The 25,042-nt window shown below is 70.0% G+C and carries 26 protein-coding genes; 9 read left to right on the top strand and 17 right to left on the bottom strand.

The window, feature by feature from the left end:
• Positions 1–15: 15 nt before the first annotated feature.
• Positions 16–741, top strand: coding sequence for a class I SAM-dependent methyltransferase (locus OG623_RS15370; protein ID WP_406147059.1), 726 nt, complete (start codon positions 16–18; stop codon positions 739–741).
• Positions 742–874: 133 nt separating this feature from the next.
• On the opposite strand, the gene OG623_RS15365 is transcribed toward OG623_RS15370, so the two are convergent.
• From OG623_RS15365 to OG623_RS15330, 8 genes are all read right to left on the bottom strand, one after another.
• Complete coding sequence (locus OG623_RS15365; protein WP_406147058.1) at positions 875–2,152, bottom strand: M24 family metallopeptidase; 1,278 nt, start codon at positions 2,150–2,152, stop codon at positions 875–877.
• On the bottom strand, positions 2,149–2,781 hold the full coding sequence (locus OG623_RS15360) for a TetR/AcrR family transcriptional regulator (RefSeq protein WP_406147056.1): 633 nt from the start codon (positions 2,779–2,781) through the stop codon (positions 2,149–2,151). Before OG623_RS15360 ends, OG623_RS15365 begins: the two co-directional genes overlap by 4 nt.
• On the bottom strand, positions 2,778–3,746 hold the full coding sequence (locus OG623_RS15355) for an SDR family NAD(P)-dependent oxidoreductase (RefSeq protein ID WP_406147055.1): 969 nt from the start codon (positions 3,744–3,746) through the stop codon (positions 2,778–2,780). Before OG623_RS15355 ends, OG623_RS15360 begins: the two co-directional genes overlap by 4 nt.
• A gap of 585 nt (positions 3,747–4,331) precedes the next feature.
• The gene (locus tag OG623_RS15350; RefSeq protein WP_406147053.1) at positions 4,332–5,039 is read right to left on the bottom strand and encodes an N-acyl homoserine lactonase family protein; all 708 of its coding nucleotides are present in this window, start codon (positions 5,037–5,039) and stop codon (positions 4,332–4,334) included.
• Positions 5,040–5,098: 59 nt separating this feature from the next.
• Entirely contained in the window at positions 5,099–5,998 is a 900-nt protein-coding gene (locus OG623_RS15345; RefSeq protein ID WP_406147051.1) for a hypothetical protein, read from the bottom strand.
• A gap of 2 nt (positions 5,999–6,000) precedes the next feature.
• Complete coding sequence (locus OG623_RS15340; RefSeq protein ID WP_406147049.1) at positions 6,001–7,056, bottom strand: TniB family NTP-binding protein; 1,056 nt, start codon at positions 7,054–7,056, stop codon at positions 6,001–6,003.
• A complete protein-coding gene (locus OG623_RS15335; protein ID WP_406147047.1) occupies positions 7,047–9,122 on the bottom strand; it encodes a Mu transposase C-terminal domain-containing protein in 2,076 nt (691 codons plus the stop codon). Before OG623_RS15335 ends, OG623_RS15340 begins: the two co-directional genes overlap by 10 nt.
• Positions 9,088–9,867, bottom strand: coding sequence for a TnsA-like heteromeric transposase endonuclease subunit (locus OG623_RS15330; protein WP_406147045.1), 780 nt, complete (start codon positions 9,865–9,867; stop codon positions 9,088–9,090). Before OG623_RS15330 ends, OG623_RS15335 begins: the two co-directional genes overlap by 35 nt.
• 262 nt (positions 9,868–10,129) lie before the next feature.
• Between OG623_RS15330 and OG623_RS15325 the strand changes: the two genes are divergently transcribed.
• The 3 genes from OG623_RS15325 (at position 10,130) to OG623_RS15315 (ending at position 11,858) form a co-directional block, all read left to right on the top strand.
• Positions 10,130–10,639 (top strand): helix-turn-helix domain-containing protein, encoded by a 510-nt coding sequence (locus tag OG623_RS15325; protein ID WP_406147044.1) that lies wholly within the window; start codon positions 10,130–10,132, stop codon positions 10,637–10,639.
• Positions 10,640–10,667: 28 nt separating this feature from the next.
• Complete coding sequence (locus OG623_RS15320; protein WP_406147042.1) at positions 10,668–11,357, top strand: hypothetical protein; 690 nt, start codon at positions 10,668–10,670, stop codon at positions 11,355–11,357.
• Positions 11,358–11,522: 165 nt separating this feature from the next.
• Positions 11,523–11,858, top strand: coding sequence for a DUF2516 family protein (locus tag OG623_RS15315; RefSeq protein ID WP_406147041.1), 336 nt, complete (start codon positions 11,523–11,525; stop codon positions 11,856–11,858).
• Here the strand turns inward: OG623_RS15315 and OG623_RS15310 are convergent.
• The 3 genes from OG623_RS15310 to OG623_RS15300 form a co-directional block, all read right to left on the bottom strand.
• Positions 11,840–13,165, bottom strand: coding sequence for a PP2C family protein-serine/threonine phosphatase (locus OG623_RS15310; protein ID WP_406147039.1), 1,326 nt, complete (start codon positions 13,163–13,165; stop codon positions 11,840–11,842). The two genes, OG623_RS15315 and OG623_RS15310, sit on opposite strands and share 19 nt — an antisense overlap.
• Before the next feature lie 306 nt (positions 13,166–13,471).
• Positions 13,472–14,581 (bottom strand): NlpC/P60 family protein, encoded by a 1,110-nt coding sequence (locus OG623_RS15305; protein ID WP_406147037.1) that lies wholly within the window; start codon positions 14,579–14,581, stop codon positions 13,472–13,474.
• A 268-nt stretch (positions 14,582–14,849) separates the two neighbouring features.
• Entirely contained in the window at positions 14,850–15,635 is a 786-nt protein-coding gene (locus OG623_RS15300; RefSeq protein WP_406147035.1) for a class I SAM-dependent methyltransferase, read from the bottom strand.
• 192 nt (positions 15,636–15,827) lie between these two features.
• Here OG623_RS15300 and mshA point away from each other — a divergent pair, with 192 nt between their 5' ends.
• Together mshA and OG623_RS15290 are read left to right on the top strand one after the other, a co-directional pair.
• Complete coding sequence (mshA, locus tag OG623_RS15295) at positions 15,828–17,177, top strand: D-inositol-3-phosphate glycosyltransferase (RefSeq protein WP_406147034.1); 1,350 nt, start codon at positions 15,828–15,830, stop codon at positions 17,175–17,177.
• Between the two features lie 114 nt (positions 17,178–17,291).
• On the top strand, positions 17,292–17,798 hold the full coding sequence (locus OG623_RS15290; RefSeq protein WP_406147032.1) for a YbjN domain-containing protein: 507 nt from the start codon (positions 17,292–17,294) through the stop codon (positions 17,796–17,798).
• Here the strand turns inward: OG623_RS15290 and OG623_RS15285 are convergent.
• The 4 genes from OG623_RS15285 to OG623_RS15270 all read right to left on the bottom strand — a co-directional run bounded on the left by OG623_RS15285 (position 17,770) and on the right by OG623_RS15270 (position 20,240).
• Complete coding sequence (locus OG623_RS15285; protein WP_406147030.1) at positions 17,770–18,801, bottom strand: phosphotransferase family protein; 1,032 nt, start codon at positions 18,799–18,801, stop codon at positions 17,770–17,772. The genes OG623_RS15290 and OG623_RS15285 overlap by 29 nt on opposite strands.
• Positions 18,802–18,811: 10 nt before the next feature.
• Positions 18,812–19,054 carry a hypothetical protein gene (locus OG623_RS15280; protein ID WP_362892851.1) on the bottom strand — a complete coding sequence of 81 codons (243 nt, stop codon included), beginning with the start codon at positions 19,052–19,054 and terminating at the stop codon, positions 18,812–18,814.
• Positions 19,051–19,299 (bottom strand): hypothetical protein, encoded by a 249-nt coding sequence (locus OG623_RS15275; protein WP_406147028.1) that lies wholly within the window; start codon positions 19,297–19,299, stop codon positions 19,051–19,053. Before OG623_RS15275 ends, OG623_RS15280 begins: the two co-directional genes overlap by 4 nt.
• A 179-nt stretch (positions 19,300–19,478) precedes the next feature.
• On the bottom strand, positions 19,479–20,240 hold the full coding sequence (locus OG623_RS15270) for a phosphoglyceromutase (RefSeq protein WP_362892855.1): 762 nt from the start codon (positions 20,238–20,240) through the stop codon (positions 19,479–19,481).
• 219 nt (positions 20,241–20,459) lie between these two features.
• On the opposite strand from OG623_RS15270, the gene OG623_RS15265 reads away from it, so the two are divergent.
• The gene (locus OG623_RS15265; protein WP_406147025.1) at positions 20,460–21,788 is read left to right on the top strand and encodes an MDR family MFS transporter; all 1,329 of its coding nucleotides are present in this window, start codon (positions 20,460–20,462) and stop codon (positions 21,786–21,788) included.
• 84 nt (positions 21,789–21,872) lie between these two features.
• On the opposite strand, the gene OG623_RS15260 is transcribed toward OG623_RS15265, so the two are convergent.
• On the bottom strand, positions 21,873–22,019 hold the full coding sequence (locus tag OG623_RS15260) for a hypothetical protein (protein WP_406147024.1): 147 nt from the start codon (positions 22,017–22,019) through the stop codon (positions 21,873–21,875).
• Positions 22,020–22,187: 168 nt separating this feature from the next.
• Entirely contained in the window at positions 22,188–22,862 is a 675-nt protein-coding gene (gene phoU, locus OG623_RS15255; RefSeq protein ID WP_406147022.1) for a phosphate signaling complex protein PhoU, read from the bottom strand.
• Between the two features lie 191 nt (positions 22,863–23,053).
• On the opposite strand from phoU, the gene OG623_RS15250 reads away from it, so the two are divergent.
• Both OG623_RS15250 and OG623_RS15245 read left to right on the top strand, forming a co-directional pair.
• Entirely contained in the window at positions 23,054–24,322 is a 1,269-nt protein-coding gene (locus OG623_RS15250) for a sensor histidine kinase (protein ID WP_406147021.1), read from the top strand.
• A complete protein-coding gene (locus OG623_RS15245) occupies positions 24,319–24,999 on the top strand; it encodes a response regulator (RefSeq protein WP_406147019.1) in 681 nt (226 codons plus the stop codon). The genes OG623_RS15250 and OG623_RS15245 overlap by 4 nt, the downstream gene beginning before the upstream one ends.
• The last annotated feature ends 43 nt before the right edge of the window (positions 25,000–25,042 follow it).

Genomic DNA, 25,042 nt, shown 5'->3' with positions numbered 1-25,042 from the left:
CCTAGGTTCGGCCGCATGACAGACGAATGCTTTGGACATCCACGGCTGGCCGCGATCTACGACCAACTCGACCCGGACCGAGGCGATCTCGACGCGTACGTCCGGATGACGGAAGAGTTCAGAGCGCGCCAGGTGCTGGACATCGGCTGCGGGACAGGTGTGTTCGCGCTTCTGCTGGCTGGTCGCGGGATCGAGGTCGTGGGTGTCGATCCCGCTCAGGCGTCCATCGACGTGGCCCGAGCCAAGCCGGGCGGCGAGCGCGTGCGCTGGGTCTGTGGAGATGCCTCGACACTTCGGCCGATGCGGGTCGACCTGGCAACGATGACCGCGAACGCCGCCCAGCAGATCATCGATCTGCAGGCATGGCGCGAGACCCTGCGCGGCGCGTACGAGGCGCTGAAGCCTGGCGGCCGTCTGGTGTTCGAGACCCGCGATCCGGCCGGCCGTGCCTGGGAGGAGTGGAATCGCGAAGCTTCTCGGCGCGTGACGGAGATCCCGGATGTCGGCTCCGTCGAAAGCTGGGTCCAGGTGAGCGAGGTGAGCGAGCCTCTGGTGACGTTCCGCTGGACTTACGTGTTCGCCGCCGACGGGCAGGTACTCACGTCGGATTCCACGTTGCGCTTCCGTGAGCGACAGGAGGTCGAGGCGGAGCTGATCGCGCAGGGGTACGAGGTGGAGGGCGTTCGCGACGCGCCTGACAGACCGGGCAAGGAGTTCGTCTTCGTCGCGCGGCGCCCGTAGACCGCCCGTTGGCCGCCCCACAGAAACCTTGGAACGGACACGAGACAGGTCGGTGTCCCGTCCCAGGAGAAGCGGGCCGTCGCGAAGTTGTTGTCCTTCTGAATGTGACGGCACGCCTCCCGAAGGGACAGACCTAGGCGAGGGCGCTGTGTCCCGCTGCGGGGAGGAGCTGTGCTGAGTAGGGGTTGAGTTCGATGGGTCCGTCCTCGCCGACGAGAACGGTGCCGCCGAGGTGGGCGAGGTGACGGTTGTAGGCGTAGTTGGGCTCGAAGGCGAAGCTCATGCCCGGTATGAGTGTCATCTCGGCGAGGAATGCGGGGTAGTCCAGGACGCGCGGGTATCCCTCGGTGCCGGGGAGGGTGCTGAAGACGCCTCGGCCCTTGCCCACCGAGAGGCCGGGGTTGAGTGAGTGAACGGCGATGAGGAATGGCCAGCCGTCGGCGGCGTCGATGGGCTCCTGCATGGCTTCGACGACGTCGCCGAAGGTGCGGCCAGGGCGCAGGGCCGTCAGCCCTGCGTCGTAGGCGGCGCGGGCGGCGCGGCCGGCGCGGTGGAAGTCCTCGTGCACCTCGCCGACGGTGATGGTGACCTGGCTCTGGGCGTGACGCCCGCCGAAGTTGGAGAACACCTCGGCGTAGATGACGTCGCCCTCGGCCAGGACGCGCGGCACCTCAGGCCGCTGTCCCCACGACGGGATCCCCGCGGCGACCACATCCGGACCGGACCACAGGTGCATCGACGGCGGCATCGAGCCGTTGCGGTAACCCTCGGCCATGCCCGCCGCATAGACGTGGCTCTCCGGGACGCCGGGCGCCGCAGTTGCGACCATGGCCCGCACCATGGCGTCGCCGATCCGGGCGGAGTGCCGGAGCACGGCGATCTCCTCCTCGCCCAGCGGCATGATCAGCTGTCCGAAGGCCAGGTCGACGGGCCGGAATTCCGCCTGGGGAAACCGATCGAGGACCCGGCTCCACTGACCGTACGGAATGATCCCCTCCGGGTTCCACGGCAGGTGCGCTCCGAGGCCGACGACCCCGATGACAGCCTTCTGCAGACCCAGTTCGGACAGCGTCTCGATGATGGTGGAGGAATGGCGGGTGCCGCGCAGGTTGTGCGGTGGGATCCACATCTTCCCGCCGCGCCGGGAGGCTTCGAGATGGTCCATCATGAACATGGGGCCCGGCATGAGCGACATCGGCTCACCGGCCTGCGGAAAGATGACGAGTGATCCCGGTCGGCTGTTGGTGAACCAGGTGTCATAGGCGACCGGCGCGGGGCCGGCGTCCTCGTGCTCGCCGTAGACCAGCAGCGCGTCCAGGCCCTCATCGGCCATGAAGGACCTCGCCAGGGTGTAGCGGCGGTCGCGCTCGGCGAGGGAGAAGGTCGGTACGTCGGTGGTGCTCGTGTTCATACCTCTCGCGCCTCCTGGGCAGGTGTGTCCGATGGAGTGGTGGGGGGTGATGCGTGTGCGGTCGGCTGATCACGGAGGAGGCCGATCAGGAACCGTAGCCCTGCCCGCACGTCGGTCCAGCCGGACCGGGATCGCAGTCGGCCGCTCGCGTCGGCGTCGATCAGGCCGTGGGCGGTCGCGAAAATGATGATCCCGAGGTTGTTGCTGGAGGACGGTGGAAGAGCACCGGCCGTCTGACAGTCGACGACGATGTCGGAGAACACCTGCAATGCCGTCTCTGCGGCGTCACCCAAGGGTCCGCCCCGCGCGGCAACGTCGGGCGTACCGAAGAGCAACCGGTAGCGCGCAGGGTGGTCCCCGCTGAACCGGATGACGACATCGAGCGCGTCGAGCAGGCGCTCGGCCGGGTCCAGAGGCGATGCCCCGATCGTTCTCCAGGACTCGGTGATCGCGGTGAAGTCGGCCGCTGCGACAGCGGCGAGCAGGTCGTCACGGTTCGTGAAGTGTTTATAGGGAGCGTTGTGCGAGACCCCGGCCGCGGAGCCGACCGCGCGCAGCGTGACAGCCGCCTGCCCGCCCTCGTCGAGAAGCTCCGCGGCTGCCGCCACCAGCCGTTGGGCGGTGTTCATCGGACCCGGCCGGTGCCGCCGTCGTCCGCCGACCGCGCGACGAGCCGCTCCGAGTCATCCCACAGCTTCTTCGCACGCCGCCTGTCGTAGGTCAGATGGGCGGAGCGGACGGAGGACAAGGTCCCGTCGTTGGCCTGGAAGTACTCCCCGGAGCGGTCCCCGTACTCCGGGGAACTCGCGAGCTCGGCCAGGGACGCGCCGGAGAACTCGACGTCGGAGACGACACCACCAATGCGCTTGGTCAGCCAAGAGAACACCGAGGTGGCGGCGAACCACTGGACGGCCTTGGGCATGTCACGCAGGAAGCCGGTGGTCGGCACGGAACCCGGGTCGTAGGCGATCGAGACCACCGTGCTCCCGGCGCCGCGGAGTCGACGGTCCAGTTCGTAGGCGTACGTAATCAGGCACAACTTCGAGGTGGCATAGCGCTTGCCGGCGCTGAGTGCCTTGTGTCCGTCCTTGCCGTCGCCGGCCAACAGGGCCGCGTCCGGCTCGACCGCGGCACCCACCATCCTGCCGTCCATCGAGTCCGGATCGTGTGTGCCACTGGCGGTGAAGACCACGCGGGCAGCCTCCCCCAGATACGGCAGCAGCAGACCGACGAGCAGGAAGTTCCCGAGGTAGTTCGTGGCGAACGTGGTCTCGTAGCCCTCGGGACTGTAGGTGACCTCGCCGTCGAAACGGCCCCCGGCGTTGCAGACGAGCGCGGCCAGCGAGCCGACCTGGCCTGCCTCACAGAGCTTGGCCACCTCGGCAGCGGCAGCGCGAACCGAGGCCAGTGATGACGTGTCGAGCGTCAGCAAGGTTACCGACACGCCGTACTTCGCCGTGAGTTCATCTTTGACCGGCTGCATTCGCTGCGCGCTGCGTCCGGCCAGCACAAGGTCCGTTCCCTTGGCTGCGAGCTCGCGGGCCGCCGCCAGGCCGATGCCTGAGTGACCGCCCGTGATGAGGATGGTGGGCATGATCAATACCTCCTGGTTGACAGTGTCAACCTACCCGGCGAGGTGGACACCGTCAACCAGGGGGTGAGGGTGCGGCTCGACCGCGATGCGTGAGGTGTGGACCGTCATTTCCGTCGGGGTGGAGTGGCGTGGGGCCCGGCCGCGGTGGAAGCGCGGGGCGCCCTCGCCCTGGCCGAGAATCGGCGGCTCACCGTGCGGGGGGCCTCTTTTTGAGTGCTCCGGCAGTGCGCTGGTGAGCCCGGACAGCCGTGGAGTCCACCGACAGGGTGGCGGCCTGTGAGCCCGCGGGGCGGCGCTTCTCGGAGGAGGCGACTTCGTCGTACGGGGCGGCAGCGTTCCCGGCCGGCAGCTCATCGGCATCTGCGCGGCCCGCCTCCGATGGGTGAGGGGGCGAGGTGCCGGGGCTCTCGCCCCGCCGTCCACCGTTGTCCTGTCCCAGCTAAGTGTGGGTAGTGCGAGGCTGTGACCTGCGGTGCTTCGATTTGTCTGGGACACGCTGGGCGAAGTTGTCCCGCTTATGTGTGGGCAATTCGGTGTGTGGCTTGTGCTGGAGCGTCGGGTTCAGCGGCCCGGTAGTCGACGCGGTCAGGCGGTCCGCGGCGGTTCCCAGACCGAGCAGTCGTGGGCGAAGAGCACACGTCGTGGGTCGAAGTCGGCGAGTCGCTCCAGCCAGTGCTGATAAGGAGGAAGCGGCTGCTCCACGCCTTGGAGTACCGCGTGACGGGCCAGTTGGTCGGACGCGAAATGAGAAGCGAAGTCGTGTGCCTGGCCGGCGAGGACTACTGTGCCGTCGCCTTGCCGGAGAACCAGCGACTGGTGCCCTTGGGTGTGCCCAGGCGTCGGAATGATCCAGACTCCCGGCCAGACTTCGGTTTCGCCGGCGACTTCCTCGTAGGTTGCGCCGGGGAAGTCGATCAGTTCATCGAAGGTGTAGTTGCCCTGACGAGCGGTGGCCAGTTCGACGTCCTGAACCAGGATGGGCTTGCCACCCAGGAGGGGATTTCCGCCGCAGTGGTCGAAGTGCAGGTGGCAGTTCACGACCATGGAGATGTCATCAAGGGCGACTCCGGACGCTGACAGGGCGTCCTGCAACGCTCGCCGTCGGGGTCGGTAGTGTGCTTCGGTTTCGGGGTCCGCGCCGCCGATGCCGGTATCGAAGAGGATCAACCCCTGGTCGTGTTGCACCAGGTAGGCAAGGACAGGTTCGACTCGTGGTTGTGGGCCGCCCGTCTCCGATGCAGGCCGGATGAAGTACCCGAGATCGAGTCGACGCACCGCCATGTTCTTCCCCATGCGGCCATCCTGGCAGGCCGCCGTATGACATCCAGCGAGTCTGCCGACAGCAGAACCGCTTATGGATCTTCTGCGGGTCGTGTGGCGGGCAAGAGAGTTTCGACCTTTCTGGCCGTGGCCTCGATGGTGGTGCTGAGCCATGTGCGGCTGGTGCCTCGCAGGGGTGCCTGCAGCGGGAAGCGGCGGTGGAATTCGGCAATGGCCCGGGTGACGACGAGAAGGTCGTCGCTGAGAATCGATCGCCTCCAATGACCTGATGAGAACAGGCTGATCAGCGTGATGTGTTCGGGGTATCCAGCGGCTTCCAGCCATGGGGCCTTTTTGTCCGGTTCGACGGTGGGTGCCTTGACCACGACCAGGTCGTGGAGGAGTTCGGCGCGGTGGGTGAGCCGGTAGTGGCGGTGGGCCAGACCGCTCCAGAGCTTGCCGGTGGCGACGTAGCACGCGTCGATGAGGGTCGGGCCGTATCGCCGTCGGAGTCGCCAGTAGTGGCGTTGAGCGCGAATGACGTCGGGGGTTCGGGACAGGTCAAGCTGTTGTTCAGGGGCGAGGACGTTCTTGCCGATCCAGAGGTTGTGGCGGATGCAGACTTCGTTGTGGATGGAGGCCCAGACCTGGGCGGGCAGCGTCGAACCGGTGCGTGTGACGACGCAACGGCGGCAGGCCCAGCGAAGCGTGTGGTCGGGGGCCGCGACGGGGGTTTCCGTCGTGAGTGAGGCGTCGTCCATGCGGAGGTCGGGGATCGCTCCGGCCAGGGTCTCCCGAGACTGGCCGCTGAGGACGCAGAGAGTGTCGAGGCTGGTGAGATGGGAGTCCAACCAGCGTGAGGGAGAGCGCAGGCGGGCCAGGGGGACGTGGTTCGCCAGGGCCAGGCGGTTCCAGTAGGACGATTCGCACTCGCCGGGGAAGGGCGGCAGCGTGATGGGCAGAGGGCGGATCAGTGCCGGGTGGAATGTCATGGTCAGCCAGTGCGGGGCAGAGAGGCGGTGCGTCCGCGGGTGGAGGACTCGCTGCTGTGGTCGATGCGGATGTTCTTGATCGTCGTCCGGGTGATGCGCTCGGTTCCGTCCAGGATCGCGGAGATCGCCGCCGCCCGGATCAGGTGGGAGAGGCTTCCGATCATGCCGCCGGTGCGCTGGTGCAGGTGTTTCGCCATCTTCACCAGGGTGTTCGGCTCGTGCCGGTGGAGACGGATGGTGTTCTCCATGGAGGCGATCAGGGACCGCCACTCGGCGTTGAGCGGGAAGGGGCCGGTGCGGATGAGGACACAGCGGCCGGCAAGCTGCTTGCCGCGGATCCCGGTGAACAGCCCCGACTGTTCGACGTTGATCCCGGCATAGACGAACGTCGCGGGCAGATGCTCAGTGAAGTACTTCAAGTGGTCGGAGAGGTCTTCCCCGGCGATGGTGGCGTGGTTGAGCAGGTGGATCTCGTCGACCAGAACCAGGTCCGTGCGGGCCTCGATGAGCACCTGGCAGACGGCGCTGGTCACGTCGATGGTGTTGTGCCTCGGGCCGATCACGGGCAGGCCGAGGAAACGGGCGAACTCCAGGGCGAGTTTGCGCGGGGACCCCTTGGGCGGGGCGGTGATGTAGACGACCGGGATGCGGTCGCTTCCCGGGTAGCGCTGTCGGACGCGCAGTTCGTGCAGGCGGCCGAGCTGCTTGAGCGCGGTGGTCTTCCCGGTGGTCCACTCCCCGGAGACGATGAGCCCGCGGCGGGCGCCGTGCTCACGCTGGTTGAGCAGGGTCAGCAGCCGTCCCTGGTGGGCGATCTCCTTGACCGTGGACGTGCGCACGACCTGCAGTTCGGAGTGGTAAGCGATGCGGGCCTCGTCGTAGGCGTCCCGCGTCGGCGGGCTCAAAGACTGCCACTGCTGCTCAGGCAGCAGGTGGAAGACGGCCGGGTCCTCTTCGACGAACCGGCGCCATCCCTCCAGGCGCGTGGACGGGTCCGTGCGGTCCTCGACGGGCTCAGGCACTTCCTCGCCTTCCGGCTCCGGCATGTTCACCACCACCGTTCGGCCTCCTTGCGTGCGTCGAAGATCTCCAGCGGGATCACGTCGGCGAGTTCGTCCTCGTCCGTCTCCACCGGCTCGGCGGCGGGCTCTTCGGCCGGCTCGTCGGGCCGGGGCCAGGAAGGTTCAGCGGTGGCCCGGGTCCGGGCGGCGACCTTGCGGCCCCGGCGCGATGCGCGAGACGCCTTCGCGGGTTTCTCCTCCGGGCCGTCGGCGGCGCGGTCCAGCAGAGCGACGGCGGCCTCGGCGATCTCGTCCTCGTGCGCCGGGTCGGTGCCTCGCTGGGCAAGGATGCGGCGGGCGTGGTCCCAGGCCAGTTCGCCCATCGGCGTCGGGACAGTGCGAAGGTGCCGCCAGACGGCGGTGATCCAGCCGCCCTCGCGGTGATTGCGTACCCAGACGCGGGAGATGTCGTAGGGGTCGTAGTGGACCTCCCAACCCCGCCCGTCCTGGCCGGCGCCGGACGGCTGACGGCGGAAGGGGTTCAACTCCGCGCTGTCGTAGGTGCGGTGGCCCAGGCGGATGCCGTAGGAGTTGATCCTCCGTCGGCAGCGGGGCAGCAGCTCGATGTACTCGTCCGGGCTGAGCGCGACCGGGACGTGTCCGGCAGCCGCGACCAAGGCGGCGTACTTCTCGTTCGGGCTCAACGCCTTGCCGGGCATCAGCGGGTCCCGCAGGCCGTCATGCGGCCGGTTCTGCCAGTGGACGATCCATTCCTGCAGCAGCTCCTGGAGCCGGTGGATCGTCCAGACCGCCTCTGCTGCCGGATCGGTGCCGCGATGTTCGGTGCTGCGTCCCTTGTAGCCGGGAAGGTGCTGGACGAACATCGTGGCCACCGATCCGAGCGTCGTCTCGATGTGCGGCTTGTCCGTCGGGGTGTCGGGGTGGGCGGGCTGGAAGGAGATGCCCAGTGCCTGGCAGGCGGAGCGGAACGTGTCGGAGATGTAGGCCTTGCCCCGGTCGCAGACGATCGTCTCCGGCGTGATTACCGGAATCGCCGCGGCGTGGGCCAACCGTTCGTCCAGTGCCATGAGCGAGGCGTGCGGCAGCACCGAACGGGACATCCGCAGCGCGTCTGCCCAGCCCGGACGCATCGGCTCCGGCGTCATCGCCCGTGCCAGCAGCAGCGCGGCGTCCACCGCCTTCGTCGACGGCCGCAGCACCGCCGCGGCCAGCGTGCGCGTCGCGAGATCCACGATGCCGGTCAGCTCGACGGTGTCCACCGTGCCGTCGTCGTGCACGACCAGCACATCCAGCGGAGTTGAGTCGATCTCCATCACCTCGCCCGCCCGGGCCGCGGTCAGCTGACCGAACATGCCGTCCGGCTGCTTGGCCAGCGAACGGCGGGTGCGGGCCGAACCCAGCGTGTGACGGCCGGAGCTGACTGTCTTCAGCAGCCGGTAGAACGCCGTGCGCGATGGCAACGGCACGACTCCGGGCCCGTGTTCGGCTTCCAACAGGCGTTCCATCCGGCGCCGCAGCACCTGTGCGGAGACCGTGGACCGGCCCGTTTGATCGTCCACGACCCTGCGCAGGGCCTCGACCACCCGCCGGTCGGCGCGGCCCGTGCCGTCCGAGACGGCCCGCAGCCGCGGGTCGACCAGCCCCAGCACCCCCTCGTCCTCGAAACGGCGCCGCATCCTCTGGATCAGGGCCAGCGACGTCGTGTGCCCGGCCCCGGCCAGCTCTGCGGCCTTGGCCAGCTCACGCTGCCGCAGCGACCTCACCGCCGGGTCGTACTCGGCCCGCACCGGGCCCTGCGGATCATCCACCGGGCGGCCCGTGAGCATCTCCGCCAGGTGCCGCTGCCACCACTCGGCTCGCTCGACCGCCTGGGCGGGAAGCCCCTCCAGCACGCCGGCCGCCGGGACGACCGTCCGCACCGAGACGGGGGTGACCACCCCGAAGCCCTCCGAGGACAGCAGATGGGCCAGCATCACCACGCTCGCCGACTGTGCCTCGTCGACCAGCCGGACCGCAGTCCCCTCCAGCGCGGCCACCGTGTGGAGCCGTCCGTCGAACCGGACCAGGTCACCCGCTCGCAGCAGCCGTGGACGCGAAGGCATCCCCGCCCCCTTCCCGCACCATGCCGAGCCGGACTTGCGAATCAGCCGACAACAGCCCGGCCTCCAGATCCACGGCCAGGACCCCGCGCCAGAGCAGGTGGAACAGCACCGGCAGCACCGCGATCTGATCGCCCACCCGCAGGGCCCCGGCCAGTAACCCGCCGCCGTCGGCGAACACCTTCACCAGCCGGGCGGCGACCTCCGGGCAGTGCACCCGCGGATGGCGGTAGCCGGCCAGCCATCGCACGTTCGCCATCAGCACCCCTTCCGGCGTCCCCACCCGCGCGAAGTCCCAGCCCACCGACCGGCAGGCCGCCGCCGTCACCGTGAACTTCGCCGCGTCATCCGGCCCGATCCGCTCGTCCGGACGCACGTCCACCACCAGGCCCGTGCCGTCGACGCGGCGGACGAAGAAGTCCGGTGTGTGCCGCACCCGCTTCCCGTCCGGCCGGGTCCACGACAGCCGGAACGGCTGCGAAGCCATGCCCATCACCAGCGGATCGAAGTCGAGCAGCATCAAGTGGTCGCGCTCCAGCCACGACTCATATCCCACATGCCCGCCGCAGGTCGCCGACCAGTACCAGCCGCACCAGTTGCCCTGACCTCGGAAAGCCGGGAACCGGCGCTCGGGCCGTACCGACTCGAACGGGACCGACCACAGATGTCCCAAAGACCCTCGCTCGCGGACCCCGGCCGCGCTGACGTACTCCAGCTCGACATCCGCCGCCACCTCGCGCACATCCATCCGGGCCTCCGGTACGACGCCGACCAGCCACTTCGACCGTAGAAGCGCCGTGACCGCCGTACCTACACAAGACCGGAACTCTCCAGAACTTGCCTACACATGACCGGGACGCGGCCGCGCATGCCTACAGACGAGCGGGACTGCCTACACATCGCGGAGACAGGACAACCGTCGACATGCCCAAGCCTCGTCCGGCGTGGCGTGGGACACTATTGCAAGCATGCGCTTGCAATAGTTAGCAAGGGTGGGGCACCATCGGGGCATGGCATCACTCAACGTCGGCAATCTCGGTGAGTACCTGCGTGAGCAGCGGCGTACCGCTCAGCTCTCGCTGCGGCAGCTCGCCGACGCCGCCGGGGTGTCCAATCCGTATCTCAGCCAGATCGAACGCGGTCTGCGCAAGCCGAGTGCCGAGGTGCTGCAACAGGTCGCCAAGGCCCTGCGGATCTCCGCCGAGACGCTGTATGTGCGGGCCGGGATTCTCGATGAGCGGGAGCGGGAGGAGCTGGAGACACGGGCGGTCGTACTGGCCGATCCGTCGATCAACGAGCGGCAGAAGAGCGTGCTGCTGCAGATCTACGACTCCTTCCGCCGGGAGAACGGATTCGATGTCGAGCCCGACACCGGCGCCGGGTTCCACGGTGCCGCCGACGCGGAGAGCAGAATCGGTGCCGACGCGGAAAGCGGTGCCGGAGACGCGGACGGTGCCGGTCCGGATGCCCGCGGCCCCCGCACGGCCGGCGGCAGTGATGCAGACCCACCAGCGAACTGACTTCTGATGATCCGGGAGGACCACAGTCATGGCCATCACCGATGACCTGCGTAAGACCCTCACCGACCCCACCCCCCTCTACTTCGCCGCCGGCACGGCCGATCTCGCCGTTGAGCAGGCGCGCAGGGTTCCGGCTCTGATCGAGCAGCTGCGGGCCGAGGCGCCCGAGCGGATCGAGGCCGTGCGCAACACCGACCCGAAGGCAGTGCAGGAGCGGGTCACCACGCAGGCCAAGGAGGCTCAGGCCACCGTGCAGGCGAAGGTGACCGAGGTCTTCGGGGCCCTGGACACCGACCTGAAGAAGTGGGGCGAGAGCGCCCAGGACCTGGCGCTGCGCAGCGTGGGCGTGGCCGCCGAGTACGCGGTCCGGGCCCGGGAGACGTACGAGAAGGTCGCCGAGCGTGGCGAGCAGAGCGTACGGACGTGGCGCGGCGAGACGGCCGGGGAGATCGTCGAGATCGCCGCCGTCGTCGAGACGGAGCCGAAGGCCGTGCCCAAGCAGAAGTCCGAGGCGGTGGCGAAGCCGGCCGTGACCCCGGTGAAGCCCGCCGCCCCGGCCAAGCCCGCGACGCCCGGGAAGCCCGCCGGTGCTGCGAAGCCGGTGGCTCCGGCCGCGAAGCCCGTGGCTCCCGCCGCGAAGAAGTCCGCCCCGGCGGAGAAGAAGGCGCCGGCGCGCAAGCCCGCGGCCAAGAAGACGACTCCGCCTTCCGCGAAGTAGCCGGAAGCGGTTCGGGGGTTGCCGGAAGAACGGGCCGGGCACCTTTGAGGGTGCCCGGGTCGTTGTCCCGGTACCTTGGCCGCTAGGCATTTCGTTCCGGGGCCGGCCGGCCGGACCCGAGCGGAAGATCCTAGGCGTTCATCCACTGACTAGGCGGTACCCACCGTGTTGCTCGAAGCTTTCGGCTCGTTCCTCCAGCTGCTGTACCTGGCCATGCTCGTCCTGGCCGTGGTCGCGCTGGTCTTCGCCGTGACGGCGCGCGAGGACGCCTACCGGGCCGCGGACAAGCAGAAGAAGTCGTTCTGGCTGATCATCCTCGGCGCCACCGTCTTCGTGAACCTCGTCATCCCGATCCTGTTCCTGCAGATCGCGGGCGTGATCGCGTCCATCGTCTTCATGGTGGACGTGCGGCCGGCGATCAAGGCCGTGACGGGTGGTGGCGGCCGTCGCGGAGGTTCCAGCAGTGACGGACCGTACGGCCCCTACAACGGCGGGCGCTGAGAAGCGCCCGCCGACCACGCGGCGCCGGGGCCATGGGCCCCGGCTTCGGCGCGTTCCAGGAGCAGGACCGCCACGTCGTCGGTCAGCTCGCCGCCGTTCAGCGCCTGCACCTGGGTGACCGCGGCCTCCAGCAGGGCCTCGCCGCCGAGCCCCTGGTCCAGCCGCCCGTTGACCATTTCGACCATGCCGTCCTGGCCCAGCCGCCGGGTCCCCTCCTGCTCGACGCGCCCCTCGATCAGCCCGTCGGTGTACATCATCAGGCTCCAGGAGCTGCCCAGCTCGACCTGCCGGTGGGGCCACCTGGCCTGCGGCAGCAGGCCGAGGGCCGGGCCGCCGTCCTCGTGCGGGAGCAGCTGCGCGGCCCGGCCCCGGCGCGCGATCAACGGTGCGGGGTGACCCGCGATGCACAGGCCGGCGGCCCGGCCGTCGGGGGCGATGTCGATGGTGCAGAGCGTCGCGAAGATCTCCTCGCTCTGCCGTTCGTGCTCCAGGACCTGCTGGAGTGTGGAGAGCAGGTCGTCGCCGCAGAGCCCGGCCAGCGTGAGCGCCCGCCAGGCGATACGCAGCTCGACACCGAGCGCGGCCTCGTCCGGGCCGTGCCCGCAGACGTCGCCGATCATCGCGTGGACCGTGCCGTCCGGTGTGCGGACCGTGTCGTAGAAGTCACCGCCGAGCAGGGCGCGGCTGCGGCCCGGCCGGTAGTGGGCGGCGAAGGCGAGGTCGGAGCCGTCCAGGAGCGGGGTGGGCAGCAGCCCGCGTTCGAGGCGGGCGTTCTCCTGGGCGCGCAGCCTGGACTCGGTCAGCTGGTGCTGGGCGGTGTCCGCGCGCTTGCGCTCCACGGCGTACCGGATGGCACGGCTGAGGAGGCGCCCGTCGAGCTCGCCGCGGAAGAGATAGTCCTGGGCCCCGACGCGTACGGCCTCGGCGGCCCGCTCGGCGTCGTCCTCAGCGGTGAGGGCGAGGACGGCGTGGCGCGGTGCGATGTGCAGGACGTGTTTGAGGGCGGCCAGCTCGTCCGGGGTGCCGCCGGCGTCGTCGGTGCCGTCGACGCGTGCGCCGGTGGGCAGGGCGGCCGCCTCCAGGTCGAGGTCGAGCAGGATGCAGTCGACGTCGTCGGTGAGCAGCCGGACGGCTTCGGTGAGGTTACGCGCGGTACGGACGCGGACCCGCGCCCCTGTGGTGGACGAGGGCTCGGGGACGGCGAAGGTGCCCGCAGGGTCGTCCTCGATCACCAGAAGGGTGAGGTCGGCGCCATGAGTGGTCTCCGCAGCGGGAACGGTCCGTTGCTGCGGTACGGGTACGGGCATCGGTTCGGGTTTCCTTCCCTCCCCCCGAGGGCGCGGCGGACCGACGATCGACGACCCGCCGACGGGGACGATAGCGGTCCGCGGCAGGGGAACGGAATGGCGCTCGGCGATCATCCTTTGTCATATGCGCGGCCATAAGCCGCGTCCCGACACGGATCCGGCGTGATGTGCGCGCACGAAACGGACATGGGGCCATGACAAACATCACGCGCTCGACACGCACCGTGCACAACTCGTCGAACGCTCCCGCCGACGCTCCCGCCGGGGAGCGCGTCGGCGGGAGCGTCGGCGCGCTCGTGGTGCCGGCTACTTGTCCGGCCGGACCACGCCCAGGATCTCCATCGAACCCGCTCCGGTCAGGGTGACCTGCCGTCCTGGTCGGGGGGCGTGCACGATCGAGCCGTCGCCGACGTACATCCCGACGTGGCTGGCGTCGCTGTGGTAGATGATCAGGTCGCCGGGGCGCATGTCCTGGATGGCTATGTGGGGCAGCTGCCGCCACTGCTCCTGCGAGGTCCGGGGGATCGGCTGCTTCGCCGCGGCCCAGGCCTGTGAGGTCAGCCCCGAGCAGTCGTACGAACCGGGGCCCTCGGCTCCCCATACATAGGGCTTGCCGATCTGGGCGGTGGCGAAGGCCAGGGCCTTCTTGCCGGCCGGGCTGGCCTCGCGGTTGATGTCCTTGAGCGCGCCGGAGGACAGCCAGGCGGCCTGCGCGGTGGAGGCGGCGTCCTGCTCCAGCTTGAGGAGCCTGGCCTGCTCCTTCTTCGCGAGCTGTGATTCGAGCTTCTTCGCCGCCGCGATCTGTGCCTTGACGCGCTTCTTGGCCTTGGCCTGCTTGACGCGGTTGGCCTCGATCTTCTCCCAGTTGAGGCTGGCGTCCGCGGTGTACGTCTCCAAGTCCTCCTGGGCCTGCTCCAGTTCGGTCAGCATGCCCTTCGTGGCCTGCTGGCCCTGCTTGGCCTGGTTGACGCCGTCGAGGAAGAGATCGGGGTCGCCGCTGAGCACCAGCTGGGCGCCCGGCGGGAGCCCGGCGTTGCGGTACTGCTCGCGGGCCTGGGCGCCTGCCCGGTCCTTCAGCTCGGCGATCCTCGCCTGGCCCTCGGCGATGGACTTGGTCAGCCTGACGATCTCGCCGGACTGCTTCTTCGCCTGCCCCTCGGCGAGGTTGTACGCATCCGTGGCCGCCTCGGCCTTGCGGTACAGGGTCTCTATCTCCTCGCGCACCTCCTGGAGGCGCTTCTCGGAGGGGGAGGGAGTAGTGGGAGTGGCATCGGGCGTGGGCGTCGGCGTCGGTGTGGCGGAGGGGGTGGCCGTGGGGGCGGGGGGCGGTGCGGCCATGGCCTGAGCCGGCGCGGACAGCACGGCCAGGGCGCAGACCAGTGTGATCGCGGCAGCGGCGCAGTGGCGTCGGTTCACAAGCTCCCCCTCCGGGCGAAAGGCAACGAAAGCCGTATCGCGCACATGTGACTTACCGTCAGTAACATTTAGGTGACGACGCGATCGTGCCATGTTGTCCCGTAAAGCAACAGAGGCCCGCGTCACACCTGCTCCGTCTCTCAGGGGACGAACGGTGATCCATCGGTGTTCCCGGATCGGGCCAGGTCCCACCGTTCGTGTTCGCACGTTCCGAAGCGGTTCCGCGGTCCGCCCGGTGTCGTTCACCTCGGAGCGGCGTCGGCGCCGTTCACCCCGTGGCGGGCCGCAGCGCGGACCAGCGCACGCTGATCTCACCCTGCCGCCACCGGCGTACGCCGTCCGTCAGGGGCCAGTCGGCGGAGACCGCGCGGACCGCGGCGATCCAGCGCTGCCGCGCGCCCAGCGGTGCGTAGGGCGAGGCCGTGGCCCAGGCCCGGTCGAGGTCGCGCAGGAAGGCATGGACGGGTTCGCCCGGCACATTGCGGTGGATCAGGGCCTTCGGGAGGCGTTCGGCGAGGTCGGAGGGGCGCTCCAGTGAGCCGAGTCGGGTCGCGAAGGTGACGGTGCGCGGGCCCTCCGGGCCGAGGGCGACCCATACGTGCCGGCGGCCGATCTCGTCGCAGGTGCCCTCGACCAGCAGCCCGTCCGGGGCGAGCCGGGCGCACAGCCGCTGCCAGACCGCGGCGACCTCGCCCTCGTCGTACTGGCGCAGCACGTTCGCGGCCCGGATGAGGACCGGCCTGTCCGCGGTGGGGATCTCGAAGCCGCCGTGCACGAAGGTCAGCCCCTCGCGCTCGTACGGCCGTGCTGCCTCCACCCGTACGGGGTCGATCTCGACGCCCACGACCGCCGTGCGCGGCTCGGCGGTGCGCAGTCGTCCCAGCAGTTCCACGGCGGTCCACGGCGCGGCGCCGTAGCCGAGGTCGACCGCGAGGGGTGTGTCGCTGCGGCGCAGCGCGGGGCCGTGGGTGGCGGCGATCCAGCGGTCCATGCGGCGGAGCCGGTTGGGGTTGGTGGTCCCGCGGGTCGCGGTGCCGATGGGGCGCTGGTGCATGCAAGGGAGCGTATGCGAAGTGCCGAGGGCGCAGGCCGAGCAGCGGTGGGCGCGGGGGCGCTGCCCGGCACGCCGGAGCGAACGCAATGATTTGGCAAAGTGGAAATGAAAGGTCGGGTTCCGCTGTTCTGGCTCTTCGGAAGGGCCGTGCGCCCTGTACGCGTCATGCCCTGAGCGAGGAGGAGCGGACCCGTGAGCCAGTACGTCTCCCGGCTCGGCAGCAGCCGTGCGGCACCCCGTATCCGCTTTCCGGGTGCGTTCGCCGGGCACCGTAAGCCGCGCCGTGTCGCGATGCTCTCCGTGCACACCTCTCCGCTGCACCAGCCCGGTACGGGTGACGCCGGCGGCATGAACGTCTACATCGTGGAGCTGGCCAAGCGCCTCGCCGCGATCGGCGTCGAGGTTGAGATCTTCACCCGGGCCACTACGGGCGGGCTCGCGCCCACGGTGGAACTGGAACCCGGAGTCCTGGTCCGGCACATCGACGCGGGGCCGTACGAGGGCCTCGCCAAGGAGGAGCTGCCCGCGCAGCTCTGTGCCTTCACCCACGGCGTGATGCAGGCCTGGGCAGGTCAGCGCCCCGGCTACTACGACCTGGTCCACTCCCACTACTGGCTCTCCGGTCAGGTCGGCTGGCTCGCCGCCCAGCGCTGGGGCGTCCCCCTGGTCCACGCCATGCACACCATGGCGAAGGTCAAGAACGCCGCGCTCGCCGAGGGCGACACCCCTGAGCCGGCCGCCCGCGTCATCGGCGAGACCCAGATCGTGCACGCCTCCGACCGGCTCATCGCCAACACCGCGGGGGAGGCCGACGAACTCGTCCGCTTCTACGACGCGGACCCGGCGTCCGTCGCCGTCGTGCACCCCGGCGTGAATCTGGAGCGTTTCCGCCCCGGCGACGGCCGCGCCGCCGCGCGCGCCCGCCTCGGTCTGCCCCAGGACGCCCTGATCCCGCTGTTCGCGGGGCGTATCCAGCCGCTGAAGGCCCCGGATGTGCTGCTACGCGCCGTCGCCGTGCTCCTGGACCGTGACCCCGCGCTGCGCTCGCGCATCGTCGTGCCCGTCGTCGGCGGCCCCAGCGGCAGCGGGCTCGCCAAGCCGGAGGTCCTCCAGAAGCTGGCCGCGCGCCTGGGCGTCGCCGACGTCGTACGGTTCCACCCGCCGGTCGGGCAGGAGCAGCTCGCCGACTGGTTCCGGGCGGCGTCCGTGCTGGTCATGCCCTCGTACAGCGAGTCCTTCGGGCTCGTCGCCATAGAGGCGCAGGCGGCCGGCACACCCGTGATCGCGGCGGCGGTGGGCGGCCTTCCGGTCGCCGTACGCGACGGAGTCAGCGGCTTCCTGGTCCAGGGCCATGACCCGGAGGCGTACGCGCAGGCGCTGGGCCGGTTCGCGGACAGCGCCGAACTGGCCGACCGGATGGGCGAGGCCGCGGCCGCGCACGCGCAGTCGTTCGGCTGGGACACGGCGGCGTCGGCCACCGCCGATGTCTACACGGCGGCGATGTACGACCACCGGCGAGGCGCCCGCTCGCGTCACGGCTGAGGGGCGCGCACCGGCGTGCGTACCGGCGAGGAGTGCACTCCGGCGCCGGGCCCGGTCGGTGCCCCGGCGTGCGCACCGGCGGACTGCCCGGGCGCGTTGTCGTACGCTCGGATCATGGCTGACGTATCCGACGAGGCAGCAGCGGCGCAGGTCATCGAGGCGACGCTGGAGGACGCGGAGCTCGAATGGGAGAGCCCGGGGCCCGGCAACTACGTCGTGAAGCTGCCCGGTACGCGCAAGCTGTCCACGACCTGCTCCCTGGTCGTCGGGCAGCACTCGCTCTCCGTCAACGCGTTCGTCATCCGCCATCCCGACGAGAACGACGCGGCCGTGCACCGCTGGCTCCTGGAGCACAACCTCCGTCTTTTCGGGGTCAGTTACGCCATCGACCAGCTGGGCGACATCTACCTCGTCGGCCGGCTACCGCTCTCGGTCGTCACGCCCGCGGAGCTCGACCGGCTGCTGGGCGCGGTGCTGGAGGCGGCGGACGGGGCCTTCGACCCGCTGCTGGAGCTGGGCTTCGCGAGCGCGATCCGCAAGGAGTACGCCTGGCGTGTGGAGCGCGGCGAATCCACCCGAAACCTGGACGCCTTCACCCATCTGACGCGGCGCCCCTCCTGAGACCCTTGCCGCTGGATCCCCTGCCGGAGGGGGGTTGCCCGAGCGCGTCGAGCGCCGCGACGAGCCGTGGTGCCACCGCGTTCCATGTCGCCTCCACGGCCTCGGGCCCCGCGCCCCTGGGCACCGTCTCGGTGAGCATGATCAGGTAGAGATAGCTGCGGCAGAGGGCGAGCCGGCGGTGCACGGACGGGGTGAACACCAGCGGTGAGCCCGTCGCGGCCGCGTATCCGGCCAGGAAGTCCACGTCCGTCTCCGGATCGCCGAACAGGGACGTGGAGACGAGATCGGCGACCGGATCACCCCAGAACATCCGCTCACCGTCGACGATCCCTCCGATGCGCCGTGCGCCGGCTTCCCCGGCGACCAGGAGATTGCCCTGCCACAGATCGAAGTGGACCAGGACCGGCCGGGTCACCTCGTCCAGTACGTCCGACGCCCCGGCGAGCACCTCATGGATCCGCCCCACCGGCCAGGGCAGCCGCGCGTCGAACCGCTCGGCATCCGCGAGCACGGCGTCGGTCATCGCGGTGAACGCCTCGCGCCAGGTGGGGGCGAGCGGCCCCAGGGGCTCGGCGGGATACCCGTAACCGCCGGGGCCCGCGACCCCGTGCAGCCGTCCGACAGCGGCACCGAACTCGGCGCGCAGGGACCGGTTCTCATCGCCCGTCAGGCCGTCGGTGACGGCGCTCCAGGGCAGTCCGGGGCGCGCGGTCATGACGACGTACGCCCCGGTCGGCGCCCCGGGGTCCAGCTCGCTGTGCACGACCTGCGGGACCGGGCCGCCGGCGGCGGCCTCGTAGAAGGTGACCTCGTTGACGAGCAGGCGCTGTTCGTAGCTCAGTCCGGTGGCGTGCGCCGGCGGGATCTTGACGACCCAGTCGCGTCCGTCATCGAACGTCACGCGGGTCACGGTGTTGTACGTGCCTCCGGTGAGCGGCCGGCGGGACGCGGGGCCGTGGGCACCGACGGCCTCCAGCACGGCTGTTGTCACATCGACGGTCATGGCAGCGGCGTCATGGCAGCGGCACGAGTCTGACCACGGTGACCGTCAGCACGGAACCGGAGACGTAGTAGAGGACGATGGCGCCGTACACGGTCGCCTCGCGCCGGTCGCGTTCCCGCTTCACGGCGGAGGAGGCATGACCGTACGGATCGAGCCCCAGGGTGCGCGCCATCTCGTCCCGGAACGACTCGCCGTCGCGCATCTTGGCCAGGGTGTCGTCGGCAGGCGGAGCGTAGGAGATGCGGAAGCTCAAGCGACGTTCCGCCTCTCGGCCTCGTCCTGCGCCAGCCGGTCCAGGATCTGTTCGGCCTCGGGATCGGGCACGGCCTCGAGCATCCAGTGCCGCATGACGGCCTGGATCTCGTTCACCCCGGCCTCGTTGATCGCCTGGTCGAACTCCTCGCGTCTCTCCTCGGGCAGCGTGGCGCGGATCGCCGGGATGCTGTTCGGCACCTCGACCTCGGTGCCGCCGACGAAGGTCTTCAGAGACTCGCCCATGATCGCTCTCCCCGATCTCCTTGCCTCTCCGCACCCGCCTGCCCCGTCCCGTCAGGGGCGTGAATCCGGGCAACAGGCAGGTGTGGGGGTCAGGTTAGCCGGTACCGGCCGGGACGGCGCAAAGAACGAGCCCCCTACCTGTGGAGAAACCACAGGTAGGGGGCTCGCGTTGGGCGTTGCTACTTCTTCTTGCCCTGGTTCGCCACTGCCTCGATCGCGGCCTTCGCCGCGTCCGGGTCGAGGTAGGTGCCGCCCGGCTTCAGGGGGCGGAAGTCGGCGTCCAGCTCGTAGGCGAGGGGGATGCCGGTCGGGATGTTGAGGCCCGAGATGGCATCGTCGGAGATGCCGTCCAGGTGCTTCACCAGGCCGCGGAGGCTGTTGCCGTGGGCGGCGACCAGGACGGTCTTGCCGTCGAGGAGGTCCGGGACGATGCCGTCGTACCAGTACGGCAGCATGCGGATGACGACGTCCTTGAGGCACTCCGTGCGCGGGCGCAGCTCCGGCGGGATCGTCGCGTAGCGCGGGTCGGCGCTCTGCGAGAACTCCGTGCCGTCCTCGAGCGCGGGCGGCGGGGTGTCGTACGAGCGGCGCCAGAGCATGAACTGCTCCTCGCCGAACTCGGCGAGCGTCTGCGCCTTGTCCTTGCCCTGGAGGGCGCCGTAGTGGCGCTCGTTCAGCCGCCAGGAGCGGTGCACGGGGATCCAGTGGCGGTCGGCGGCCTCCAGCCCGAGCTGGGCGGTGCGGATCGCGCGCTTCTGGAGCGAGGTGTGCACGACGTCGGGGAGCAGGCCGGCGTCCTTGAGCAGCTCACCGCCGCGGACCGCCTCCTTCTCGCCCTTGTCGGTGAGGTCTACGTCCACCCATCCGGTGAACAGGTTCTTCGCGTTCCATTCGCTCTCGCCGTGGCGGAGGAGGATCAGCTTGTACGGTGCGTCGGCCATGGGTCCGAGCGTAATCGAACCCGTGCGCCCTCCGCTCGCTCGGCCAAAGGGCGGAACGGGGGATGGGGGATCGGGCGGGGCGTCATCGCGTACGACTGTTGACGGGCGGCGTCAATTGAGTGGCGGCCGGGGATTCCGGCTTCGTAATGTTCGGGTGGCCATCGGGCCACTTACATTGCCCGGGCCTGATCCGTCCGCACGTCCCACGGGGGAAGCCCTATGCCTGTCGCCGGTCTCAGAAAGGCGGCACACGAGACGGTCGCCGGCCTCCCCAGGGAGTTCTGGTGGCTGTGGACCAGCACGCTGGTCAACCGCCTCGGGGCGTTCGTCGCCACGTTCATGGCGCTCTATCTGACCCTGGACCGGGGCTACTCGGCCTCGTACGCCGGTCTTGTCGCCTCCCTCCACGGGCTCGGCGGGGTCGTGTCGTCGCTGGGTGCCGGGGTGATGACGGACCGGCTGGGGCGCCGCCCGACCATGCTGATCGCCCAGCTGTCGACCGCCGTGTCCGTGGCCGTGCTCGGCTTCATGGTCCATCCGGTGGCCATCGCGGGTGTGGCCTTCGTCGTGGGGATGGCCGGCAACGCGTCCCGGCCGGCCGTGCAGGCGATGATGGCCGACATCGTGCGGCCCGAGGACCGGGTGCGGGCCTTCTCGCTCAACTACTGGGCCATCAACCTGGGGTTCGCCGTCTCGTCGGCCGGAGCCGGATTCATCGCCGAGTACAGCTATCTCGCCGGGTTCATGGGGGAGGCGGCCCTGACCCTGCTCTGTGCCGTCGTCGTCTTCCTCAAGGTGCCGGAGTCCCGGCCCGAGCCGACCGTCCGGCCCGTCGGGAGCCCCGCCCCGGACGCCGTACGGCTGGGTACGGTCCTGCGCGACGGGCGCTTCATGGGTGTCGTCGGGCTGTCGTTCCTGGTCGCGCTGATCTTCCAGCAGGGGTATGTGGGCCTGCCGGTGGCGATGGGTACGGACGGGCTGTCCAGCTCGGACTTCGGCACGGCCATCGCCGTCAACGGTGTGCTGATCGTGGCGCTGCAGATTCCGGTCACCCGGTACATCCAGCACCGTGACCCGCGCCGGCTGCTGATCCTCTCGTCCCTGCTCGCGGGCTACGGCTTCGGGCTGACCGCCTTCGCGGGGTCGGTCGGGGTGTACGCGCTGACGGTGTGCGTCTGGACCCTGGCCGAGATCGTCAACGCTCCGACGCAGACGGGCATCGTCGTACGCCTGTCCCCGGCGCACGGCCGGGGCCGCTACCAGGGCATGTACACGATGTCCTGGTCGGTGGCCGCGCTCGTCGCCCCGCTGATGTCCGGCTTCGTGATCGACCACTACGGCGCCGCCTGGCTGTGGGGGATCTGCGCGGTGCTGGGCAGCGCTGCCGGGTTCGGCTACTGGCTGCTGATGCGCAACCTGAGCCCGCAGGAACCGGTCGCGGTCGCCCCGGTCGCTGCCGTCGCCCCGGCCGCCCCGGTCGTCGCTGGGGCACCCGCCGCCGCATCGGCGCCGCCCGCCGAGCAGGCCGAGACCGGCCCGGCGGCCTGAGCGCCGCGCGGCAGCGCCCCGCGGCGGACCCCCGTCCACCGCGCGGCGCACCGCACTCGGCCCTACGCGGCGCCACTCAGCCACTCAGCCACCGCACTGGCACGGCGCCCCCGACTGGCAGCCGCACCCACAGCCCGAGCCGCAGCCGCAGGCCCCCAGCACGGTCAGATGCACCACTTCGGTCGGGGTCGTCTCCTGCTGCTGGGGTTCGGTCACGGGGGAATCGGCCATGGTCCCTCCTCAGGGCGTAGGGCGGGGCTACGGCATGGCCCGCCGCCCCCGCACCCATTGCATGCCCAGCCAGGAGGGCGCATCAACGGCGCACGAGCACGGGAACAGAAGTGCGGCCGCCGTGACGCCCGCGCCCCCTACGCCCCCGTCGGCGCCGGCCGACAGGCCCTAAGCCCCCTCCACCGGCGCCGCCTGGATCTCGTCCGCGTGCTCACCCGTGACCAGGTAGACGACGCGCTTGGCGACGGACACGGCGTGGTCGGCGAAGCGCTCGTAGTAACGGCCGAGCAGGGTGACGTCGACAGCGGTCTCGATGCCGTGCTTCCAGCGGTCGTCCATCAGGTGCTGGAACAGCGTGCGGTGCAGCAGGTCCATCTCGTCGTCGTCCTGCTCCAGCTGGAGTGCCAGGTCGACGTCCTTGGAGACGATCACTTCGGCGGCCTTCGCCATCAGCCGCTGGGCGAGCTGGCCCATCTCCAGGATGGTGGCGTGCAGGTCGTGCGGTACCGCCGACTCCGGGAAGCGCAGCCGCGCCAGCTTGGCCACGTGCTGGGCCAGGTCGCCGGAGCGCTCCAGGTCGGCGCTCATCCGCAGTGAGGTGACCACGATCCGCAGATCGGTGGCGACCGGCTGCTGGCGGGCCAGCAGCGCGATGGCGCGTGCCTCCAGGTCGTGCTGGAGGTCGTCGACCTTCTGGTCCGCGGCGATCACGCTCTCGGCGAGCTTGAGATCGGCGTCGAGCATGGACGTCGTGGCCCGCCCGATCGCCGAGCCGACGAGCCGGGCCATCTCGACCAGGTCCTCACCGATCGAATCGAGTTCCTCGTGATAAGCGTCGCGCATGAGAAGTCCCTCTCCAGATCCCGGGGTCGTGGGGGCCGACCCCCACGCTGCCACGGTGGGGGCCCAACGCGTCGGGATCCGGCCGCTCAAGTGAACCAGCACTATCCCCTTGGTGAACTCTGGGCGACGAGTGTTCGAGATGGCACCCGGATGGCTGTGAGACTGTCGGCGCGCCCGCATAACCTTGAGGCATGGACGTGAACGCGGCAGTTGCCGCAGCTGCCGCGATTGCCGGGCTTTGTACCGGCGTGATCGCGATGCTGGCGTTCCGCTGGAGCGAACGCGAGCAGAAGCGGCCGACGCGTACGTCCCTGCGGCCCGACGGAAATGCCGCGCTCCCCCCAGGGGTGGACACGGTCCTCTCCGTGCTCAGCTCGTCCGCGGTGGTGCTCGACGAGAGCGACAGCGTGGTCAAGGCCAGCTCGGCCGCGTATGCGCTGGGCCTGGTCAGGGGCGGGCGGCTGGCGGTGGAGCCGATGCTCCACATGGCCAGGGACACCCGGCGCGACGGTGAGATACGACAGGTCGAGCTGGACCTCCCGCGCCGGGGCACGGGCCGGGGGGAGGCGCTCGCCGTCTCCGCCCGGGTCGCTCCGCTGGGCTCACGCCTGGTCCTCCTGCTGGTCGAGGACCTCACGGAAGCCCGTCGCATCGAAGCGGTGCGGCGCGACTTCGTGGCCAATGTCAGCCATGAGCTCAAGACCCCGGTCGGAGCGCTCTCGCTGCTCTCGGAGGCCGTCATGGACGCCTCCGACGACCCGGAGGCGGTGCAGCGGTTCGCCGGCCGTATGGAGATCGAGGCGACCCGGCTGACCAACCTCGTGCAGGAGCTCATCGACCTCTCCCGGGTGCAGAACGACGACCCGCTGGAGGACGCCGAGCCGGTACGGGTGGAGGAGCTGGTCGTCGAGGCCGTCGACCGGTGCCGTCAGCAGGCGGGATCGAAGCAGATCACCATGGCCTCGGGCGGCACCGCCGACCTCTTCGTCTGGGGCAACCGGAGCCAGCTCGCGGCAGCCCTCGGCAATCTCGTGGAGAATGCCGTCAACTACAGCCCCGCCCGCACCCGTGTGGGTATCGCCGCCCGGAAGTTGGCGGCGCCCGGCGGGGACCAGATCGAGATAGCTGTGACCGACCAGGGCATCGGCATCTCGGAGAAGGACCGTGAGCGCGTCTTCGAGCGCTTCTACCGCGTCGACCCGGCCCGCTCACGGGCCACCGGTGGCACCGGTCTCGGCCTCGCCATCGTCAAGCATGTGGCCGCCTCGCACGGCGGGGAGGTCACCGTATGGAGCTCGGAGGGCCAGGGCTCCACGTTCACCCTGCGACTGCCCGAGTCGGGCGTCGTACGGGGTCGTACCACCGGCGGACCCTTCGTCGTCAACGGTGCTGTTGACGACGACGGGCCGTACGAGACCGATTCCTATGAACCATTCCCTGCCCCGGAGGCTCTTCCGTGACCCGAGTGCTTGTCGTCGAGGATGAGGAATCCTTCAGCGACGCCCTGTCCTACATGCTCCGCAAGGAAGGCTTCGAGGTGGCCATCGCGGCCACCGGCCCCGAGGGCCTCGACGAGTTCGAGCGCAACGGCGCCGACCTCGTGCTGCTCGACCTGATGCTGCCGGGACTGCCCGGTACGGAGGTCTGTCGGCAGCTGCGTGTCAAGTCCAACGTTCCGGTGATCATGGTCACCGCCAAGGACAGCGAGATCGACAAGGTCGTCGGCCTGGAAATAGGAGCCGACGACTATGTGACCAAGCCCTTCTCCTCGCGGGAGCTGGTGGCCCGCATCCGGGCGGTCCTGCGCCGTCGCGGCGAGCCGGAGGAGGTCACCCCGGCGGCCCTGGAGGCCGGCCCGGTACGGATGGACGTGGACCGGCACGTCGTCACGGTCGCGGGCGCCAAGGTCGACCTCCCGCTGAAGGAGTTCGACCTGCTGGAGATGCTGCTGCGCAACGCCGGGCGCGTACTGACGCGTATGCAGCTGATCGACCGGGTCTGGGGCGCCGACTACGTGGGCGACACCAAGACCCTGGACGTCCACGTCAAGCGGCTCCGGGCCAAGATCGAGCCCGACCCCGGAGCGCCGCGTTATCTGGTGACGGTGCGGGGCCTGGGCTACAAGTTCGAGCCGTAGGCCCGGCACCACGGACCGCGTGGGGGGTGCCTCCGGCCGGAGG

This window comes from Streptomyces sp. NBC_01012 (assembly GCF_045162755.1).
Lineage (GTDB): Bacteria > Actinomycetota > Actinomycetes > Streptomycetales > Streptomycetaceae > Streptomyces.
This window is presented reverse-complemented; position numbering and strand designations above follow the sequence as displayed.